The organism is Kangiella marina (genome assembly GCF_039541235.1).
Classification (GTDB): Bacteria; Pseudomonadota; Gammaproteobacteria; order Enterobacterales; family Kangiellaceae; genus Kangiella; species Kangiella marina.
Window position 1 is genome coordinate 1,591,363 of record NZ_BAABFV010000001.1, and the last position, 20,883, is coordinate 1,612,245.

The 20,883-nt window shown below is 46.1% G+C and carries 19 protein-coding genes; 5 read left to right on the forward strand and 14 right to left on the reverse strand.

Going from position 1 to position 20,883, the window contains the following annotated elements; all coding sequences use genetic code 11:
• Positions 1-15: 15 nt before the first annotated feature.
• A complete protein-coding gene (gene metK / locus ABD943_RS07225; protein WP_345292512.1) occupies positions 16-1,176 on the reverse strand; it encodes a methionine adenosyltransferase in 1,161 nt (386 codons plus the stop codon).
• Positions 1,177-1,418: 242 nt separating this feature from the next.
• Here metK and ABD943_RS07230 point away from each other — a divergent pair, with 242 nt between their 5' ends.
• Complete coding sequence (locus ABD943_RS07230; RefSeq protein ID WP_345292513.1) at positions 1,419-2,285, forward strand: ion transporter; 867 nt, start codon at positions 1,419-1,421, stop codon at positions 2,283-2,285.
• 63 nt (positions 2,286-2,348) lie between these two features.
• Here ABD943_RS07230 and coq7 read toward each other — a convergent pair whose 3' ends face one another.
• Positions 2,349-2,987 carry a 2-polyprenyl-3-methyl-6-methoxy-1,4-benzoquinone monooxygenase gene (gene coq7, locus ABD943_RS07235; protein WP_345292514.1) on the reverse strand — a complete coding sequence of 213 codons (639 nt, stop codon included), beginning with the start codon at positions 2,985-2,987 and terminating at the stop codon, positions 2,349-2,351.
• A gap of 84 nt (positions 2,988-3,071) precedes the next feature.
• Between coq7 and ABD943_RS07240 the strand changes: the two genes are divergently transcribed.
• Entirely contained in the window at positions 3,072-4,586 is a 1,515-nt protein-coding gene (locus ABD943_RS07240) for an AAA family ATPase (protein ID WP_345292515.1), read from the forward strand.
• 11 nt (positions 4,587-4,597) lie between these two features.
• The gene (locus tag ABD943_RS07245) at positions 4,598-5,194 is read left to right on the forward strand and encodes a glutathione S-transferase (RefSeq protein WP_345292516.1); all 597 of its coding nucleotides are present in this window, start codon (positions 4,598-4,600) and stop codon (positions 5,192-5,194) included.
• 50 nt (positions 5,195-5,244) lie between these two features.
• On the opposite strand, the gene ABD943_RS07250 is transcribed toward ABD943_RS07245, so the two are convergent.
• The 12 genes from ABD943_RS07250 to aroQ form a co-directional block, all read right to left on the reverse strand.
• On the reverse strand, positions 5,245-5,580 hold the full coding sequence (locus ABD943_RS07250; RefSeq protein WP_345292517.1) for a YdbL family probable chaperone protein: 336 nt from the start codon (positions 5,578-5,580) through the stop codon (positions 5,245-5,247).
• A gap of 89 nt (positions 5,581-5,669) precedes the next feature.
• Complete coding sequence (locus ABD943_RS07255; protein ID WP_345292518.1) at positions 5,670-5,864, reverse strand: YnbE family lipoprotein; 195 nt, start codon at positions 5,862-5,864, stop codon at positions 5,670-5,672.
• A gap of 79 nt (positions 5,865-5,943) precedes the next feature.
• Complete coding sequence (locus ABD943_RS07260; RefSeq protein WP_345292519.1) at positions 5,944-8,604, reverse strand: intermembrane phospholipid transport protein YdbH family protein; 2,661 nt, start codon at positions 8,602-8,604, stop codon at positions 5,944-5,946.
• A 255-nt stretch (positions 8,605-8,859) separates the two neighbouring features.
• The gene (purD, locus tag ABD943_RS07265; RefSeq protein ID WP_345292520.1) at positions 8,860-10,149 is read right to left on the reverse strand and encodes a phosphoribosylamine--glycine ligase; all 1,290 of its coding nucleotides are present in this window, start codon (positions 10,147-10,149) and stop codon (positions 8,860-8,862) included.
• 23 nt (positions 10,150-10,172) lie between these two features.
• Positions 10,173-11,738 carry a bifunctional phosphoribosylaminoimidazolecarboxamide formyltransferase/IMP cyclohydrolase gene (purH, locus tag ABD943_RS07270; protein ID WP_345292521.1) on the reverse strand — a complete coding sequence of 522 codons (1,566 nt, stop codon included), beginning with the start codon at positions 11,736-11,738 and terminating at the stop codon, positions 10,173-10,175.
• Between the two features lie 75 nt (positions 11,739-11,813).
• On the reverse strand, positions 11,814-12,125 hold the full coding sequence (gene fis, locus ABD943_RS07275; protein WP_345292522.1) for a DNA-binding transcriptional regulator Fis: 312 nt from the start codon (positions 12,123-12,125) through the stop codon (positions 11,814-11,816).
• Positions 12,122-13,102 (reverse strand): tRNA dihydrouridine synthase DusB, encoded by a 981-nt coding sequence (dusB, locus tag ABD943_RS07280; protein ID WP_345292523.1) that lies wholly within the window; start codon positions 13,100-13,102, stop codon positions 12,122-12,124. Before dusB ends, fis begins: the two co-directional genes overlap by 4 nt.
• A gap of 234 nt (positions 13,103-13,336) precedes the next feature.
• Positions 13,337-14,104, reverse strand: coding sequence for a zinc-ribbon and DUF3426 domain-containing protein (locus ABD943_RS07285; protein ID WP_345292524.1), 768 nt, complete (start codon positions 14,102-14,104; stop codon positions 13,337-13,339).
• A gap of 48 nt (positions 14,105-14,152) precedes the next feature.
• Positions 14,153-15,046 (reverse strand): 50S ribosomal protein L11 methyltransferase, encoded by an 894-nt coding sequence (gene prmA, locus ABD943_RS07290; RefSeq protein ID WP_345292525.1) that lies wholly within the window; start codon positions 15,044-15,046, stop codon positions 14,153-14,155.
• A 790-nt stretch (positions 15,047-15,836) separates the two neighbouring features.
• Complete coding sequence (gene accC, locus ABD943_RS07295; protein WP_345292526.1) at positions 15,837-17,186, reverse strand: acetyl-CoA carboxylase biotin carboxylase subunit; 1,350 nt, start codon at positions 17,184-17,186, stop codon at positions 15,837-15,839.
• Between the two features lie 25 nt (positions 17,187-17,211).
• Positions 17,212-17,673, reverse strand: coding sequence for an acetyl-CoA carboxylase biotin carboxyl carrier protein (gene accB / locus ABD943_RS07300; RefSeq protein ID WP_345292527.1), 462 nt, complete (start codon positions 17,671-17,673; stop codon positions 17,212-17,214).
• Positions 17,674-17,678: 5 nt separating this feature from the next.
• The gene (gene aroQ / locus ABD943_RS07305; protein ID WP_345292528.1) at positions 17,679-18,131 is read right to left on the reverse strand and encodes a type II 3-dehydroquinate dehydratase; all 453 of its coding nucleotides are present in this window, start codon (positions 18,129-18,131) and stop codon (positions 17,679-17,681) included.
• A 337-nt stretch (positions 18,132-18,468) separates the two neighbouring features.
• On the opposite strand from aroQ, the gene ABD943_RS07310 reads away from it, so the two are divergent.
• Together ABD943_RS07310 and ABD943_RS07315 are read left to right on the forward strand one after the other, a co-directional pair.
• Positions 18,469-19,185: a response regulator transcription factor gene (locus ABD943_RS07310; protein WP_345292529.1), complete on the forward strand. Its 717-nt coding sequence runs from the start codon at positions 18,469-18,471 to the stop codon at positions 19,183-19,185.
• Between the two features lie 47 nt (positions 19,186-19,232).
• Positions 19,233-20,876, forward strand: coding sequence for a FecR family protein (locus tag ABD943_RS07315; RefSeq protein WP_345292530.1), 1,644 nt, complete (start codon positions 19,233-19,235; stop codon positions 20,874-20,876).
• The last annotated feature ends 7 nt before the right edge of the window (positions 20,877-20,883 follow it).

Here is a 20,883-nt window from a genome sequence, read left to right on the forward strand (position 1 = left end):
ATTTAAAATAAAAATTTATAGGCCAGCAGCCGCTTTAAGAGCTTCTGCTTTATCAGTGCGCTCCCAAGTGAAAGTGCTTTCGGTGCGACCGAAGTGACCGTAAGCGGCTGTAGCTTTGTAAATAGGGTGCAATAAATCGAGCATTTGGATTAAGCCGCGTGGACGTAAATCAAAGTGTTCACGAACCAGCTGTACCAATTTATCTTCGCTGACTTTGCCTGTGCCGAAAGTATTGACGCTGATCGACGTTGGTTCTGATACGCCAATAGCGTAAGACACTTGAATCTCACAACGCTCCGCTAAACCTGCTGCGACAATGTTTTTCGCGACGTAACGGCCTGCGTAGGCTGCACTACGGTCTACTTTTGAAGGATCTTTACCTGAGAAAGCCCCGCCGCCGTGACGTGCCATACCGCCGTAAGTATCGACGATAATTTTACGGCCCGTTAAGCCGCAGTCGCCCATCGGTCCACCGATTTCGAACTTACCGGTTGGGTTAACGAAGTATTTAGTATCGCCAGTAACCCATTCGGCAGGTAATACTGGTTTGATGATTTCTTCGATTACCGCTTCTTGTAAATCTTTTTGCGAGATGTCTGGTGTGTGTTGTGTTGATAACACGACCGCATCAATGCCTACTGGCTTGTCATTCTCGTAGCGGAACGTGAGCTGACTTTTCGCATCAGGACGTAGCCACTTTAAGCTGCCGTTTTTGCGCAATTGGGCTTGGCGCTCGACTAAGCGGTGTGAATAGGTAATTGGGGCTGGCATCAGTACGTCAGTTTCATTACTGGCGTAACCGAACATTAAGCCTTGGTCGCCCGCGCCTTGTGCGTCAGGATCGTCACGATCAACGCCTTGTGCGATGTCTGGGCTTTGTTTACCAATGGCGTTTAGTACCGCGCACGAACTAAAGTCGAAGCCCATATCGGAACCGGTGTAACCGATATCTTCGATGGTTTTACGGGCAATACCTTCGATATCAACCCAAGCTGTGGTCGCGACTTCTCCGGCGACAATCACCATGCCGGTTTTAACCATGGTTTCGACAGCAACACGAGCATTGGTATCTTGCTCTAGGATGGCATCAAGCACGGCATCGGAAATTTGGTCAGCGATTTTATCTGGATGGCCTTCTGAAACAGACTCAGAAGTAAAGACGGAATAATTGCTCATTGTGTAACTAATACCTTAATTTGTGTGGGATACACTTACAAAAAGGCCGTCAAGTAACGCATGACGGTCAAAAAGTAATCGAATTTTACATGCTTTGGACGTCTAAAACATCTATTTTTACATCTTTTGCTGTGAAAAACACATGAATATAAATAATTAGGGCAAAGTTTGAATATTGCAAGTATCCGTTTATGATTGCAGTAACTTATTTATTCCTACTAATGAACAGGCGAAAGTCACTTATGGGCCAACCGACCATACACAAAAAGCACAACTTTGACGAAGGCGAACCGCTGGCGCCGTGGCGCGAAAAAATCCATGAGGTGATTTTTGAGGCTGATACGGGTTGGGGCAAAGCGTTTGATGTGTTTTTGATCATCAGTATTTTCGCCAGCGTGATTGCCGTGATGCTGGATAGCGTCGCCAGTATCTCAGCGGAGTATCGATTGCCGCTGTGGATAGCCGAGTGGACCTTTACCGTGCTCTTTACCATTGAATATATCCTACGCCTAATTTGTGTGCGTAAGCCGATGCTCTATGCCCGAAGCTTTTATGGTATCGTCGATCTGTTGTCCGTGTTGCCGACTTACTTAGCGCTGTTCTTAGTTGATGCTAAATACTTCTTGGTCATTCGTATTTTGCGTGTGCTGCGCGTATTCCGGATTTTCAAACTCGCCAGCTATATCGGTGAAGCCAGTATGATGATGAAAGCGCTACGCAACAGCCACGCCAAAATTAGCGTCTTTTTATATACCGTCGTGCTTCTTGTAGTGATATTCGGGTCACTGATTTATGTCATTGAGGGAGCCGAAAATGGTTTCACCAGTATCCCGACGTCTATCTACTGGGCAATCGTCACCTTAACTACTGTGGGTTATGGTGATATTTCCCCCCAGTCACCGCTCGGACAGTTCCTAGCATCCTGCATCATGATTATGGGTTATGGCTTAATTGCTGTGCCGACGGGCATCTACAGCGCAGAAATCACCCGCCAAGCGATAAAAGAACATAAAGAAAAAGAAATCACCAACAACGCCTGCCCTTCCTGCTCCTACGAAGGCCATGATGCCGACGCGGTACACTGCAAGAAGTGTGGCGCAGAGTTGTAGAGCTTTTCACGTCCGCTTAGCAAACTTCAAAGGTTTAAGCGGTTACATGGAAAGGTCACGTTATTAAATATAATACACCGTGCTGGTCATGACTTTGGACATGGTTTTCATGCCAAACTTGACGGGTTTAGGTAGTTCAGCCGCGCCATTCTCAATCGCGGTAGTGGCATGTTTGAGTTCTTCAGTGTGCATCTGGGATAGAATGGCTTTACTTTTGTAGTCTTTCTTGGGGAGTTTGTCGAGGTGGCTTTCGAGGTGTTTGCAGACTTGGTTTTCGGTCTCAGCGACGAAGCCTAAGCTCCACTTATCACCCACCAGTCCTGCGACAGCGCCGATAGAAAAAGAGCCGACATACCACAATGGGTTAAGGTAACTTTCGTGGCTGTTGAGTTGGGTTAGGCGTTCGCTACACCAAGCGAGATGATCCACTTCTTCTTGCGCGGCAAGCTCCATTTCTTGGCGAATTTCAGGCAGTTTCGCTGTTAGCGCTTGGCCCTGATAGAGTGCTTGGGCGCACACTTCCCCAGTATGATTGATCCGCATCAGATTGGCCGCATGCTTTTGCTCATCAGCCGTCATTTCTTGTTCAGCAATATCGTTAGCAGGGCTTTGACGCGGAGCCGCATCGTAAATCCCCTGAGTTGTTTTTAACGCTGAATCGGCTACCATACATAGGCGATCGAAAAAGCTGTACTGACGCATAAGAAATGTCATTGATAATGAGTAATAAGGATATTTTAGCGTTAATCGATAATAAAGAGAAATTTTGGAGCTAGATTAAGATTCATGGCGAGCATTACTGAACAAAACGACCTGCATATTCTGATTCGGTCTAAGAATCCGATATTGGTGATTGAGACCCACGAAGAGAATCGTGCAATGCAGCTGATCAACCAAGTGGCCCTCAATATCAATAAACCTGTTTTTGGGTGGCACCTGACGGAGGGCTTGCGTCGTTTAGAAGTTGAGGGGCAGCACTTTGCGGCGTTAAAAGACACTAGCACTGCTGAAGGCTGTTTATCACATATTAAGCGCATGGAGCGGGAAGGGCTGTATGTCTTGTTCGATATGCATCCTTTCGTCAATGCCGAGCACCCACAAAACACACGACTGTTACGAGATATTGCCTTGTCTTATGCTGAACATAAGCAGACGATCATTCTGGTCAGTCATAAGGTTACGCTTCCCGACGAATTAAAAAGAGTATCGCGTTCATTCAATTTAAAGCTCCCTGATGAAGCGGAGTTGGAAGTCATCATCCGCAAGGAAGCCACTCGCTGGGGGGTGAAAAATCCAGACAAGCGTGTGCGCACGGATAAGAAGTTATTAGCAAGGTTGGTCAAAAACTTACGCGGACTGACTTGGGCCGACGCTGAGCAGATGGTAAGAAACCTCATTTATGATGACGGCGTTATCTCGCAAGGCGAAGTCGAGGAAGTGAATCAGGCGCGTTATAAGTTGCTCGATCTCGATGGAGCGGTTCATTACGAGTATGAGACGGCGCACTTTGCAGAAGTTGGCGGTATGACCAACCTTAAAAAGTGGCTCCAGCTGCGACAGAAAGTCTTTTTAAGTGACAAAGATCCAGCTCTACAAAATATGGGACTGGATATTCCTAAAGGCATTCTGCTGATGGGGGTTCAAGGCAGCGGTAAGTCATTGGCTGCAAAAGCAGTTGCTGGGATGTGGGAAGTGCCGCTGTTGCGGCTTGATTTTGGTGCTCTGTATAACAAGTGGCACGGTGAAAGTGAGAAGAACTTGCGTGAGGCGTTGAAACTATCGCAGACCATGTCACCCTGCGTTTTATGGCTCGATGAGATTGAAAAAGGGTTAAGCACCTCGGACAGCGATGGCGGAACATCTAAGCGGATGCTGGGGACCTTGCTCACCTTTATGCAAGAGAATGATGCGCCGGTATTTTTTGTGGCGACGGCGAACGATATTAGTGCGTTACCGCCGGAGTTGATTCGCAAAGGCCGCTTTGATGAATTGTTTTTTGTGGATTTGCCCGATGCCGTGGCGCGACAAGAGATTTTTAGAATTCATTTAGAAAAGCGTGAGCAATCAGGAGTGAACTTTGACTTGGTTACGCTTTCCGAGATAACGGAAGGTTTCAGTGGCGCAGAGATTGAGCAGGCTATAGTCGCTGGCTTGTATGCCGCGCATTATCAGGACAGTTCGTTAACCACAGACATGATTGTCGATGAAGTTCGTCAAACCAAGCCGTTGTCTGTGGTTATGGCTGAAAAAATTACAGCGCTGCGCGCCTGGGCTAACGAGCGTGCAGTAAAAGCAAACTAATAGGATTTATCATGAAATTGATCTACTCAGAGGCATCGCCGTATGCCAGAACGGCAAGAATGGTGGTTAGAGAATTAGGACTGACTGGGCAGGTTGAAGAGGTTGCGCACCATCCTTTTGATAACCCGCAGGAGCTGTTGGACGCAAACCCTTTGTGTAAGGTGCCTTGCTTGATTGATGATAAGGGCATGGCTATTTTTGATAGTCAGGTTATTGCTGAGTATTTGGATGCAAAGGCTGATGGTGACAAGGAGTTATTTGCAGCAGTAAACAAAGATTGGCAGCTTAAAACGCTCTATTCGCTGACTCGTGGGTTAATGGATACGGCGGTCGCTTTACAGCAAGATAAAATGCGCGGTGAGGGACAGTCGGAGTTTTGGCAAGAGCGGTTTTATGGGGCGCTTGATCGCGGCTTGGGCTATTTGCAAAAACACTTAGCGAGTTTCCCCAAGCAGTTTGAGGTTCTGTCAATTAACACCGTTGCGCTGGTTGATTATATTCGGTTTAGACACCCGGACTATCAGAGGCTTGATAGCTTTACTAAGCTAACCATGTGGTGTGATGAACAAGAAAGCCGCCTGAGTGTGACCCAAACGGCTCCAAAATAGACGCTTAAAAACGTTGGTTTTAATCATCCTGAACTTTCAGGAGTGACGGACTACTTTTTCTGCCAAGCGCCGTTTAACTTGACGTAGTGACCTGACTGAGTGCGGTCAATGTTGCGGCGCGCAGCAATCGCTTCAATTTCTGCTAACGTCTTGTTGTTTTGCTTCGCTTGGTCGGCATAGATTTGACGACGCTTATCGTTAACGTCTTCGACTAAAGCTTTAGCCGCTGGCGTTGCTTTGCTTGGTGTAACGATGCCAACATAACCGTTAGATAGCTCGCCGACGACGCCTTCATCCTTGAGTTGCCCCAAGTTAGCAGCGAAAGCTTGAGCTGTTAATAGCAAAGCACTTGCAATGGTTACTGTGATTTTTGTTAGAGTCTTCATTTTACTCTCCTAATTCTTCACCTGATTCGTTACCTAATGTTAGGCAGTTGATAATCAAATGTCCTTGGTTATTCGGTTCGTTGAAGTGTCTAGAACAAGCCAGACTCTTCGGTTAACGCTTTATCAAGGGCTTTTTCTACCTTGACCACGATTTCATGTTTAATGGTGAAATCACCAATAATATGAATCGGCTTGTCCGGTGCTTCCAGCTTAACGGTGCATCCACTCAATGCGAGTAGGGCTGCACAAGATACGCTCAAAGCGAGATTTGTTATCTTGGTCATAACCAGTTCCTTTTTAGTTAAAGGCTACTTAATAATCTTTCGATTGACGATAGCGTTTATTTTAGAACAATAACATGAATTATTGCTGAATGTTGAGAATTTGTTTTTGCTGCAAGTCATCCAAAATGGGCTTAGTCATATCGCCGCTGATGATCATGGCGTAGAGCATTTCCGGTAGTTTTCCGCGCAAGGTCAGATCAAGCTTGATCGGAAAGCCATTGTACAAATTAGGATTTGAACCAAGGATATTGAGCTCGATAACATAGTCACCGTCGAGGGTGTAATTGATCGTGCCGGAGAACTCTTTGTAGCGGAAGTTCTCTAGTGCTTGGAAAGCAATATTGGCATCCTTACCTTTCTCGGATTTTAACTGGAGAACACCTTCCGTAAGTGCTTTAAACTTGCCGTTGGTGATTTGTTGGCCCCTATCCGAAATGTTGAGCGGTAAGGTGAAATCAAACCGTCCTGTTAGGGTTAACTTTTCACTTTTTAGCCTGCTTAGTAAAGCTCCAATATCAATCGACTTTAGGTAGGCGGTGAACGGTGAGACACCTTGTTCGTTAATTGACAGCTGGGGGATCTCAAGCTGCCCTTTGAGTAGGTTACCTTTAAAATTGGTGACGACTAAGCTGTTAATCGTATGCGGCATTAAAAAGGAGATGTCGGTGATGGCTATATCCGTCGCTAACTCAATGCTATCAATGTGACTCTTTAGAGTACCGCCAAGCTTGGAGCTTGAGGTCAAAGAATCTTCAATGGTCCAATTCTTGACGTAAAACTCGTCATAGTTCAGGTTGAAATTATCCAGTTTAATTTTTCCGTCAAACAAGAGGCCGATTGGGTCACCGTCTAATGAGTCTATTTCTAGTTGTCCGGAACTAAAGCTAAGTTGCGGGTAATTTTTTAGTGTATTGACCCAGCTGGTCACGGTAGAGACGGGCAGCGATGACTGCTTCACTTTGAGATTGTGTCGCGAGTTTTTCAAGTCAAATTGGTAAGTGAAAGGAACCTTGGAGTTTTGGTGTTTCAGCAGGCCTTGTGCAGCAAAGCTTTGCGTTTTTTTGCGCCAATCTAACTCCCCAGCAATACTGTTAACGCCAATCTGTTGGCTGTTGTACTTGGCGTTAGCGAAAGATAGGTGACCATGAGGATCTTTGCTTGGAACAAATTCAATATTTCCTTTAAGGCTATTTAAGTTAAGGGGTTGCTGTTTGAGCGATAGGTCTGCTACCTGGTAGTTTCCGGTAAGTTTTCCGGTTGGATTTTTTGTGTTCTGGATGAAGTGTAGTTTTGGCCAAATACCAGTAGCGACAAATTGCTCATTGTCTAAGTTGAGCGCGCTGTTAAAGGCTTTTGTGCTTAAGAGAGTCCATTCATGCTGAGTGATTTTGTCAGGGCTAAAGCTTAAGTGTGCAAGTCCTTTGATATCCCATGTATTTTGGGCAATGCTCGCGGTGGAGTTCTTGCCACGATAATCAACCGTGCCAAGGCTAACGTGAGCGGTAGTGTTATCGAGCTTTAATAGAGAGTTTGCTAATGAGGCATCAGACTGGGCTGACATCCGAATATTATTACTACTGGATTTGTGCTCGGGTGCATTGAGTTCGGCATTCAAGCCTTTCACATCAATTTCAATCGCTGATTCAAACTGCTGCATCTTAGCGGTTAATGGCTGATCTAAGTCAAGCTCGAGACTTGCTACGGTGAGCTTGGTGGTGACTGCGGGATTAGTCGCATGAACCTCCAGCAAGCCTTGTGGCATTTCGAGCTTATTGCCTGAGGGGTAATAGTTAATCGAGGTAATTTCTGATGACGACATCATGACGCTATAACGTGGCTCAAAGGTATCCACGTTGGTCTTTATGTTATATCCCTTGAGGAGAGCTTGCAGCTGAGGCGTCAGTTCTAGAGTGTTTGCATTAATGCCAGTAGAAATGCGGCTATTAGGGTTTAAGGTTAGGTTTATGACGCGATCCTGCTTTAAACCACCGGCTAGCTCAAACGTCATCGGCTCGAGTCCGGGGGAGTAAAAAAACTGATTAAGATCGATGCGTCCGTCCGTGGTAAAGGTCCAGTCTTTGAGGGTTTTTGGCGTGGCATTTAGTGTTAATTGATTACTTCCTTGTGAAAGCTTTAGCTCAAGCTGGTTAACACTTTGATGACGCCTTTTAGCGGTTAACGCCACCGAGAAAATTTTATCCAGAAAATGCACTTGAGTATTGATACTCATGGCTTGTTCACTATCACGCAAGCGGATCTCTTTGGCTATCAGATCCTGTACGGTTAAACCGCTCAGCGTGAGTTGTTTCACATGAATGTCAGTGACCGGTAGTTGCGGCAGAGGAATAGCGGATAACGCCTCACGAGTGGATGAGTCGGAGGATGATTTTGGCCACTGAACTTCAGCGCTTTGAGCGCTAATAGAGGTTAACTTACGCTGCCATAATGAATAACCGAGATTCACTTGCTCTAAAGCAACTCGATACTCCGTACCTTCACCGCGATCACCGAGAGTTAAGACCAATTGATCAATGTCGGTAGAGCTTAATCCCGGGCGCTTAAACTCAAGGTTTTGTAGTTTAATTGAAGGCGGCAGGAATTTTTGTACTTGGCCCGGAACCCATGAAGGGGCTGTCCAATAGGCAATTCCCAAGGCGATAATTAATAGGGGTAAGAAGCCTAGTAGATATTTGGCGATGGTTTTGAGTAGTGATTTTTTTGGCGCTGCCGTATTCTGCACGATGAAACCCGTAAGTCCTTGTTATTCCAATAATAGTGTAGCATGACCAATGTATTGAATAGTGTATCGAATTAAACTGAATCTGTAATGAATCGTTTCAAGAAAATCGATCAAGAGAAAGCAGAAGCTTGTGGAAAGAAAAGAAGAAAAGAGAAAAGTCATTCCGGCCTTTGAGCCGGAATCTAGAGAGCTCTCTTAGGAGTGTTTCAAAGATACGGGATACCGCGGTCAAGCCGCGGTATGACAGTGGCAGAGTTACTGCTCACGAGCAATCGCTCTGTGGCCAATATCCGTTCGATAATAAACTTTATCCCAGCTAATTTTATCGACTGCTTGGTAGGCTTTTTGTTGAGCCTCGGTAACGTTGTCACCAAGGGCTACGACACAAACCACACGACCACCGTTGGTCACGATATTGCCGTCTTTTTCAGCAGTCCCAGCGTGAAAGACTTTACCGATTGTGTTGATATCATTCACTGCATCGAGACCTGAAATAATATCGCCCTTCGGGTAGCTGTCGGGGTAACCACCAGCTGCCATGACAACACCAATCGCTGCACGCGGGTCCCAGTCCGCAGTGGCTGTGTCCAGCTTGCCATCAATCGCTGTTAAGCAAAGCTCAACCAAGTCAGAGTTCAAGCGACTCATGATGGGTTGCGTTTCTGGATCGCCAAAGCGGCAGTTGTATTCAAGCACTTTAGGTACACCAGCAGCATCGATCATGACGCCTGCGTAAAGGAAACCTGTGTAAGGGTGACCTTCAGCAGCCATGCCTTCAACCGTTGGCACTATGACTTGTTGCATGATGCGGTCGTGCATTTCAGCAGTAACCACGGGTGCTGGAGAATAAGCGCCCATGCCACCAGTATTCGGGCCTTTGTCGTCATTGTCACGAGCCTTGTGATCCTGAGACGAAGCCAATGGAAGAATGTTTTTGCCATCGACCATGACGATGAAGCTCGCTTCTTCGCCTTGTAAAAACTCTTCAATCACTACGCGGTGACCGGCATCGCCAAATTTGTTGCCAGCCAGCATGTCGTCGATCGCTGCATCGGCTTCTGCTTCGGTTTGCGCAATAATCACGCCTTTACCCGCCGCTAGGCCATCAGCTTTGATCACAATAGGGGTACCCATTTGGCGAACATAAGCTTTTGCTGGCTCGATATCGGTGAAGTTTTGGTAAGCCGCTGTTGGGATCTGGTGACGCGCCAAGAAATCTTTCGTGAAGGCTTTAGAACCTTCAAGCTGTGCCGCACCTTTGGTTGGGCCAAAGCACTTCAAACCGGCGTTAGTGAATGAGTCGACCACGCCGATAACGAGCGGCGCTTCCGGGCCAACAATGGTCAGTTCGACCTGGTTGTCTTTAGCAAAGGCTACCAGCTCATCAATGGCTTCAACGCCTATCGCAACGTTCTCAACCTTATCTTCAAGCGCTGATCCCGCGTTTCCGGGGGCGACAAAGACTTTCTCGACCTTCTCTGACTGTGCCGCTTTCCACGCCAACGCGTGTTCACGACCACCGCTACCGATAATTAATACATTCATTATCTCGCTCCTAATCGTCAGTCTTAATGGCGGAAATGACGCATGCCAGTGAACACCATGGCCATGTCATTTTCGTTAGCCGCTTCAATGATTTCATCATCGCGAATCGAGCCACCCGGCTGAATGACAGCGGTGATACCAGCTTCTGCAGCGGCGTCAATACCATCGCGGAATGGGAAGAACGCGTCGGATGCCATGACTGAGCCACGAACTTCTAAGTTTTCATCTGCCGCTTTAATGCCGGCGATTTTAGCACTATAAACACGGCTCATTTGGCCTGCACCAACACCAATTGTCTGACCGTTTTTGCAGTAAACAATGGCGTTTGATTTAACAAACTTCGCAACTTTCCAGCTGAATAATAGATCGCGCATCTCTTCTTCACTAGGCTGGCGCTTAGTCACGATGCGTAAATCATCTTCGAAGACCATGCCCAAGTCACGGTCTTGAATTAATAAGCCGCCGTTAACACGCTTGTAGTCGTAGGCTGGAACCGCTTGTTCCCATTGACCACACTCCAGTAAACGAATGTTCTTCTTTTCCGCAACAATGCTTTTCGCTGCATTGTTGATGCTTGGTGCAATAATCACTTCGACGAATTGACGATCAACAATCGCTTTTGCCGTTTCAGCGTCCAACTCGCGGTTGAAAGCGATAATGCCACCGAATGCTGAGGTTGGGTCCGTTGCGAAGGCCAAATCGTAGGCTTGACCGATGGTGTCAGCGATAGCGACGCCACACGGATTAGCATGCTTAACGATGACGCAGGCAGGCTCTTCAAAGCTTTTGACGCACTCAAGCGCCGAATCGGTATCAGCAATATTGTTGTAAGACAATTCTTTGCCTTGTAACTGTTTTGCTGTTGAAACGCTGGCTTCATTAGGGTTGTGCTCCACATAAAACGCTGAGTTTTGATGTGGGTTCTCACCGTAACGCATGTCTTGTGCTTTTTTGTATTGCACAGAATAGGTTGGCGGGAAGTCGCTGTTATCTTCAGCAGCTTGCACGCCAAGGTAGTTTGAAATCGCAGCATCGTATCGCGCAGTGTGCGCAAACGCTTTAGCGGCAAGACGGAAGCGAGTTTCTTTATCCACGGCGCCTTTGTCTTCGATTTGCTGTGCCACTAAGTCAAAATCTTCATTTTCAACAACGATAGTGACGTCTTGATGATTTTTAGCGGCAGAACGAACCATGGTTGGTCCGCCGATATCGATGTTTTCAATCGCATCTTCAAGCGTCGAGTCGCTTTTAGAAATAGTGCTTTCGAACGGGTAGAGGTTAACCACGACCATATCAATACCGATAATGCCGTGCTCAGTCATAACCTCGTCATCCATGCCACGACGACCAAGAATCGCACCGTGCACTTTAGGATGTAGGGTCTTCACTCGGCCATCCATCATCTCAGGAAAGCCCGTGTAATCAGCAACGTCCGTTACTGTAATATCATTGTCGCGTAAAAGTTTTGCAGTACCGCCAGTTGAAAGAATTTCAACACCTTTGTTGGTAAGTGCTTTGGCGAATTCAACTACTCCAGTTTTATCAGAAACGCTGATCAGGGCACGTTTCACCGGACGATAGTTTGACATGTTGTAGCTCCTTAAAAATTAAGGGTTCCGACTGTGGTAAACAGTGTTCAGAACCCTTATTTTAATTGGTCGATTTTACAGTAAGTTGTAACGTTTTAACTTTTTGCGCAAAGTACCACGGTTAAGACCTAGAACTTTTGCGGCTTTCGTCTGATTGTTACGAGTGTGCTCCATGATGGCACGCAGAAGAGGTTCTTCAACTTGAGATAACACCAAGTCATAAACGTCGTTTAAAGGCTGACCTTGCATTTGCTTAAGGTATTGTTGCATTGAAATGGCAACGTGCTCACGCAATGTCGGGTTAGATTGGAAACTCGCAGTATCGCTTTGCGAACTCGCTTGATTAAGCGCTGCTTGGTTGTTGGTTGTCGTGTCAAAAATTGTCATGCTGCTTTAGCCTGTTGCTTTTGTTCAAAATAAAGGTTTAAAACGTCTATCTGCTCAGCACCCTCATCAATACGATTAAAGGTACTGCGGAATTCTTTACTATCAGCCTGTTCTTGCAAATACCAAGAAACATGCTTTCGAGCAATTTTGGGTCCCATGTGATCACCGTAAAACTGGTGGAGACCTTTAACGTGACGAATCATCACGTTGCGAACTTCCTCAATGCTTGGTGACTCTAGGAACTCGCCCGTTTGCAAATAGTGCCAAATCTCACGGAATATCCAAGGGTTCCCCTGTGCCCCTCGACCAACCATCAAAGCGTCAGCACCGGTATACTCCAGTACAAACTTAGCTTTTTCCGGGCTGGTGATATCACCATTCGCAATCACAGGAATTTCAATCGCCTGCTTGATCGCTGCAATTGTGTCGTACTCAGCGAAGCCTTGATACTTACAAGCGCGGGTTCTGCCATGGACAGCCAGCGCCTGAATACCGTTGTCTTGCGCAATTTTCGCAATATCGACACCATTGCGATTATCAGGATTCCAACCTGTTCTTATTTTTAGCGTCACCGGCACCTCGACCGCATTGACCACTGCCTTAATGATGTCTTCAACTAAGTCAGGATATTGCAGTAGCGCGGAGCCAGCGGCTTTTTTACACACTTTTTTAGCTGGGCAACCCATGTTGATATCGATAATCTCAGCACCATTCTCAACATTGTGTTGAGCCGCTTGAGCCATCATCTCAGGTTCTGCGCCAGCAATTTGAACCGAACGAATACCCGGTTCGCCTGCATGATCGCTTCGCATCAGGCTTTTCTTGGTATTCCACAGTTTAGGGTTTGAAGCAATCATCTCAGAGACTGTCATGCCAGCTCCGAGCTCTTTGCACAACAATCGAAACGGACGATCAGTAACGCCTGCCATCGGGGCAAGAATTAACGGATTATCGAGTTTGTATTGAGCAATTTGCATGGTTCCGACCGCTTCCTAATATCGTCGACAAAACCTCTCTCATTGATCGCTCAATTTTACGAGCAATCTCGACACAGATCAGTCAGACGCTTAGGATTTACACTGTAGGTTCAAATTTAAGGTCGCCGATCATACACTTTTTTGATCAGCTTTTGAACGAAAATTGTTTAAAAAATCATCAATATTTTGCTTGACAATCTACCGCCAATATCTAAGCCCATGAAACCACAAGGCTTATTTTACAAGCTCTACCTGATAGCCGCTGTAGTCGGTAATTTCGTTGGTAAAGGTAAAAGCGATATGAACCGATTGTTCCGGTTTGATTAGATCGTTGTGATTCAGTTCAGGTAAGTAATGTTGAGGTTTGTAGATTGGGCTTGGAAACTGATTGCCCTTAATGTCACTTAAGATAACGCGCACTTTAGGGTAAGGTTGAGCGAAGTTAGCGACATTTTTAAGCACCATACTCACTTCTTTCTGACCATTACGTGTCATGTTTACTTCGATGGCATTGACGCGGTACTGTGCAATATCTTGGCGTGGCGCTAGCTGACAGCCAAAGACTGAGCAGGATGCTTGGTAAACCGAGCGCCAGCTAGGATCTTGAGCTAAGGTATTTTTATTTGGCCATAGGTACAGGAACCAAAGAGCAAGGTATATTAGGATTAAGCTGGCTAGGCCATAGAAAAGCCACTTCAAGGTATGGGAATGATGTATCGCTTCTCCTTCCTCGTCGACCTTAAGCTGATAGTGCTCTGACTTATCGATTTCTGTCAGCTCAGGAATCGATTTCGAGACGATTTGATCTTCAGCCTCTTCAACCGTCTCCGACATTTGGGCTTTTTGGCTTTCCTTATCAAGCGACACTAGCGAGTCCGTGGCTAAAAATAACGAATGACAATTACCACAGCGTACGTGTCCCGAAGCAACTTCGAGGTGCTCCCGACGTAGTTTAAACACTGATTTGCAGTGCGGGCAATTGGTTAAAAAGGTTTCACTCATAATGCGTTATTCAATCATCAAGCCAAATCAAGAATCGTTTTATTATTTCTATGATGCGGAAAGCTTCTGCCCTGACAGTCGAGCCCAGTCTTCTTCAAGTGCCACAGGATCCATGGCAAACCATTGACTGTAAAGCTGTTTTAATTCTTCAGCCTGACTTTCGAGCAGCCCCGATAATACCAGATTTCCGCCGCTTTGCACTGAGTTTGCAATAGATTCTGCCAACTGGCGCAAGGGTTCCGCTAAAATATTAGCGACGAGAATGTCTGCCTGCGGTAGCTCCACCTGATCCGGTAGTCCTAAAACCAACCGCTCGCTGTGAATATTGTTTCGCTCCAGGTTTTGTTTAGTCGCTTCGATAGCCTGCGGATCGATGTCCACAGCGTAGACCTTTTCGGCGCCTAGCAATAATGCCGCGATGGCGAGAATGCCCGAACCACAGCCATAATCGATCACCGTTTTACCATCTAAGTCCGCGCCATCGAGCCATTGCAGACAGAGGGAGGTTGTCGGGTGAGTTCCCGTACCAAAAGCCAAGCCAGGATCGAGTTTAATATTCACTGCATCAGGCTCAGGCGTGTCGCACCAACTCGGCACAATCCAAACCCGCTTCCCAAACTGCATGGGCTTAAAATTATCCATCCAGCTTCGCTCCCAATCCTGATCGCGAATAATTTCCCACTCGTAACTGTCGCCAAAGTGCTGATAAAAGTCGCTATGCTTCAATAAATTATCCATCATCGCGGTGTCGGTTTCAGCATCAAATAACGCTAACACGATTAAATGTTCCCACAACGGCGTTTCACCCGGCAAAGGCTCAAGAATGGGCTTATCTTCGGCATCAAGGAAAGTCACCGCAAGTGCGCCAAGCTCCATCAGATGATCACTTAAAGTGTCTGCATCAGAGTGTTTGTAGTCGAATTTAAGCTGGATCCAAGCCATGGGGATATTAAGGTTTTGCAATTTGGGGGGTATTATAAGGGGAAAGGTGGGGAACTACTAATCGGGATTTTTCTTTGGCTACTTGTTTCGCTTTTCTGCGAGTTACTTTTCTTACGTGCCTAAGAAAAGTAACCAAAAGAAGGGCATCCCAATATTGAGACCTCGCTTTGCTCGGTTTCCTTCATAGTAACCAAGTCACTTAACGTACCGTGACATACATTCCATCCATGGCCTGTATGTCACTATTCAAAACGTCCTGTTTTGAATTACTATGACTTGCTCACTCTTCAGCTCAATCTTATGGAGCTTGAATTGTCTATGGGGTTCTGAAGTTACAGTTGAGAATTGAGCCGCTTGATGATCTTGTTTATCCTTAACCGGTCATTTTGAATGATAAATTTAGAGTGCTCATGCATATGCTGTAGGAACTGTATAACTAAACCTTGTTTTTCCGGCTCCATATTACGAAAAGTACTCAGGTGTTGAACATCAGTGTTTTTGCACTTGCTTAGTTCATTTAAGTAAAACATGAGCTGGCTAAAAATAAATGGCTCATCCTCAGACTTCGTGCAGTCCAAGCAATAAATCATTATCTGAGCGATGTAAGTTTCAACGTCCGCATCACTACATTCCTCAAGAATGTAGGGCTGATCTTCGAGCTTGTGTAGGTCTATAAGCCCTTTTAGCTGGAAGGTATCATGAATTTTCTGAACTATTTCTAGTCTATTCAATATGTTTTAGCCTCAAAAAAGCCGGCATTTGCCGGCTTTTTACTGATTGTTTAAGACACTTACTCTTTATCACCGAACATATGCTGTTCCAAGTAGTGGATGTTGGTTCCACCTTTTTGGAAGTTGGCGTCGGCTAGAATTCGCTTTTGCAGCGGTATGTTGGTTTTAATACCGTCAATCACGATTTCTTCTAAAGCCATCTGCATACGTTGGATCGCGACTTCACGGGTTTCGCCATAAGTAATCAGCTTACCGATCATTGAATCGTAGTAAGGTGGTACTTTATACGACGCATAAATGTGTGAGTCGATACGGATACCTGGGCCACCGGGAGCGTGGAAACGCTTGATGACGCCTGGAGACGGAATGAAGGTATCAGGATCTTCAGCGTTGATACGGCACTCGATCGCGTGACCTTTGAGCTGGATGTCTTCCTGCTTAAAGGAAAGCGGTTGATTGCTGGCAATACGCAGTTGCTCTTTGATGATATCGACACCAGAGATAAGCTCTGAAACCGGGTGCTCTACCTGAACACGAGTGTTCATTTCGATAAAGTAAAACTCACCTTTTTCGTACAAGAACTCGAAAGTACCGGCGCCGCGGTAGCCAAGTTGCTTACAGGCTTGGACGCATCGCTCACCAATGTGCTTACGCATTTGGTCAGTAATGCCTGGAGCTGGTGCTTCTTCGACGACTTTTTGGTGACGACGTTGCATTGAGCAGTCGCGTTCACCCAAGTGGATCGCGTTGCCGTGACCATCCGCAAGTACTTGAATTTCAACGTGACGAGGCGTTTCTAAGAATTTCTCCATGTACACCATGTCGTTACCGAATACTGAGCCGGCTTCTGACTTAGTGAGCGAGATAGCTTTAAGCAACTCTTCTTCTTTGCGAACGACACGCATACCACGACCGCCACCGCCGCCAGCGGCTTTGATGATGACTGGGTAGCCGATACGTTTACCCATGGCGAGGTTTTCTTTCTCATCATCGCCAAGTGGGCCGTCCGATCCTGGCACACAAGGTACGCCAGCTTTTTTCATCGCTGCGATGGCAGAAACCTTGTCACCCATTAAGTTGATAACTTCCGCGCTTGGGCCGATGAAAGTGAATCCACTTTTTTCAACCTGCTCTGCGAAGTCAGCATTTTCGGCTAAGAAACCGTAACCGGGGTGGATACCGACGGCATCGGTGATTTCGGCAGCTGAAATGATCGCTGGAATATTGAGATAGCTGTTGGTCGCTGAAGCGGGACCGATACACACTGATTCATCAGCGAGACGAACGTGCATCAAGTCAGCATCAGCCGTCGAGTGAACCGCGACAGTTTTAATTCCCAGCTCACGACAGGCTCTCAATATGCGCAAGGCGATCTCGCCACGGTTGGCTATGACCACTTTTTCTAACATAACTATTTCCTACTCGTTAGGGAATTTACTCGATGATGAACATTGGCTCGTCGTATTCGACAGGTTCGCCATTAGAAATCAAAATGGCTTTCACAGTACCTGAAACGTCAGCTTCAATTTGGTTCATCATTTTCATGGCTTCTACGATACACAAAACGTCGCCAGCTTTAACTTGTTGACCAACTTCTACAAACTCTTTAGCGCCTGGTGACGGTGCTGAATAGTAAGTACCCACCATCGGTGAACGAACCTGGTGACCGCTAACTTCTTCTTTAGCAGGTGCTGCATCAGCCGCTGGAGCCGGAGCCGCTGCTGGGGCTGGAGCCTGTTGTGGCTGAGGCGCTGCTGCATATTGAATGGGTGCTGGCGCTGGAGTGCTTGAAGAACGTGAGATGCGTACTGATTCTTCACCTTCTTGGATTTCAAGCTCAGCGACACCTGATTCTTCAACCAACTCGATGAGTTTTTTAATTTTGCGTAAATCCATAATCTCTACCTACTTTCTTTATTGGTGATGGTATTAATAGCAGCATCGAGTGCATAGCGGTAACTGTCAGCGCCAAAGCCTGCAACCACCGCTTCAGCAATGTCGCTAAAGTAAGAGTGGTGACGAAAGGGCTCACGACGGTGAGGGTTAGACAAGTGCACTTCGATGAAAGGTATTTCCACAGCTAACAGCGCATCGCGTATCGCAACGCTGGTATGTGTGTAAGCTGCTGGATTGATAACAATTAACGACACTTTAGCGGCTTTTGCTTGCTGTACGCAGTCCACGATCGCTGATTCTGAGTTACTTTGAAAGGTTTGTAACTCGATATCAGCCGCTTCAACCTGTTTTTTGGCCGCCATGTTGATGGCTTCTAGGCTGAGATCACCGTAAATATCGGTTTCTCGCTGACCGAGCAGGTTGAGGTTTGGACCATGTATGAGCAGTATTTTAGCCATAGTGTCATTAAAAGCTTTTAAGATACGATAAAATTCACCAAACCGACCATAAAGCCTGTTTTGGCGAGTGATCTGTTAAAAATTAAGCTGCAACAAGCAACTTTTTAACGTTGGCGCATTTTACAGTAAGTTACCAACAAATAACTACTTTTTGCAAGCCTGGTCAGATGTCTTTGTGAAATGATTGCAAAAATAGTGAAAAATGCGATAGGCATTTTACATTTGTTTAAAATCTGATAGCTTTAAAGGATATAGTATATATGGGCTAATTATAGATTGGAGCTAACGGCTCACCATAGTCTTAATAATAAAAAGGTTTTTCGTGGAAGGAGACACCATGTCCCAAGATTTAAAACTACTCTATCTTGAAGATGATCAGACTCAAGCAGATGCGCTGTTGGCGATTTTGCAAGATTCTGGATATCAATGTACGCATTGTCAAAATGCGGAATCATTTTTAGAGATATTGAAAGTAGAAGATTTTGATTTACTGATTTTGGATTGGGAACTGCCCGATATGTCGGGTATTGAGGCGTTAGAGCGCGTTCGTTCCTTTATGGATTGGCGCGGGCCGGTACTCTTTGTGACCAACCGAGATGCTGAGCAAGATATTGTAGCAGCCTTAGAAAAAGGGGCTGATGATTACATGGTTAAGCCTTTTAGACGGTCTGAGTTACTAGCCCGTCTTAATGCGCTGGTTCGCCGCGCAGGTCTGCTCGACGATGTTGATCAGGTTGAGGTCGGGCCTTTTACCGTTGATCAGCAACACCGTAGGATTTTGGTGAATGATGAAGCGGTGACCTTAACCACTAAGGAATACGAGTTAGCGTTGATTCTATTTAAAAATGTCGGTCGACTCTTTTCGAGAAAATACCTTCTTAAGCACATCTGGGGCATTGAGACTGAGATCAGTACTCGTACGGTCGATGCGCATGTCAGTTCTTTGCGGCGCAAGCTCAATATTCGAGCTGAAAGCGGCTATCGTATCAAGACGGTCTATCAGCATGGTTATCGACTTGAAGAATTAATGGATGCGGGTGCTGCCGCGGTATAACTGAATAACATTAATGCTCACAGAGAGCATCTATTGAGGATAGTGCAATGGGCTCTTTGCGCTCGATGAATTGGCTTTTATCTATATTTGTAATGTTGGTGTTGGCTTTGCCACAGTCTGTGGCAGAAGACTGGCTGTATACCGTTCGTAAAGGTGACACGATCTGGGGCTTGTCACATAAATACCTTAAAGAACCCTTAAAATTTCAAGAAATCCAAAAATACAACAATATTCAACTCGATCGTCAGTTGCCACCCGGTGTGACCTTAAAATTCCCGATGGAGTACCTCAAGTTTGCCCCTGCGGAAGTGGATGTTACTGCCATTAATGGTTCGGTTTATTTTGTTCGACGAGGAATTAAAAAGCCCTTAACGCTTCAACACACCTTGGTATTGGACGATATCTTAGTCACGGAGAAAGACTCGAGCGTCGCCTTGCTATTCGCTGATGGCTCTAAGCTGCTGTTAGGCGAAAACTCTGAGCTGGTGTTCGATATTCAAACTAAATGGGGCGAGACCGGCATGGTCGATAGCCGTATGCGTTTGATGAAAGGCTCGGCGGAAGGGCGCGTTAAGCCGTTGATTGGTCCGGGCGCTAATTTTGAAGTACAGACACCGTCAGCCGTAGCGACCGTTCGTGGTACTGAGTTTAGGGTTCGTGTTGATGACAAGGATCCAGGAGTGGTGTTCAATGAAGTGGACGAAGGAACCGTCGCAGTGCAGTTGCATGAAAATCGGGCCTCAGTAAAACAGGGTTTTGGCATTAAAACGGCCACTAATTTGCCGTTATCGAAACCTAAAGCGTTGCTACCAAAACCGATATTTGTGAATGCTCAGGATAAATATCCAGGACACCCAGTAACGCTTACCTGGCAGTCGATTGATGGTGCCAAAGACTATTATTTTGAGCTCTTTGAAGATGCTGCAATGACCAAGTTAGCGCATAAGGCGGTATTAAGCAGCAATCAAGTCGAGTTACCTGAGGTTGAGCTGGGAGCTTATAGTGTTCGAGTAAGAGCGATTGATAGCGATGGCTTGCAGGGCTTAAATGGCACTCATAGATTCGTCATATCGCCAGTCCCTTCCAGTCCTAGCTTAGAGCAAGGGGCGTCAAGTTATCTAACGGGCCAACCGATTGAGTTTCAATGGAGTGAAAAATCGGATGCGACCAGTTATCGCTGGCGACTGGCTGAAGATCGTCAGTTTCAGAGTCTGGTGACTGAAGAAATCCTAACAACTACACGCAAAACTTTGGCCGCTGGCTTACCAGCTGGGACTTATTACTGGGATGTTGCGGCAGGAAATAATCAGGGCTTTGGCAAGAGCTCAGTCGCCGCAAGTTTTGATGTTAAGCTGCCACAACAGCCAGTAGTGACGCCGATTGCTGAAAGCATGCCGTCCGATGAAGCCTTAAGTGTTTATTGGAGTCAAGTGGCCATGGCAACGGAATATCAGTGGCAAATAAGTTCTGATCGAGACTTCAAACGTATTATCGAAGAAGGAACCACTCGGGATACTCGGGTCGATGTTAGCGACTTGCCAGAGCAGCAGCTTTATATCCGAGTGGCAGCTAAAGGACCTTATAATCAATTTCGTTATTCTGAGATTCAAGAAATTGACATCGTAGAGCCAAGCAATGGTAAAACGGCATTTAGCATTGGCTCGGTACTTCTATTCATCCTAATGCTTTAAGGTTTTT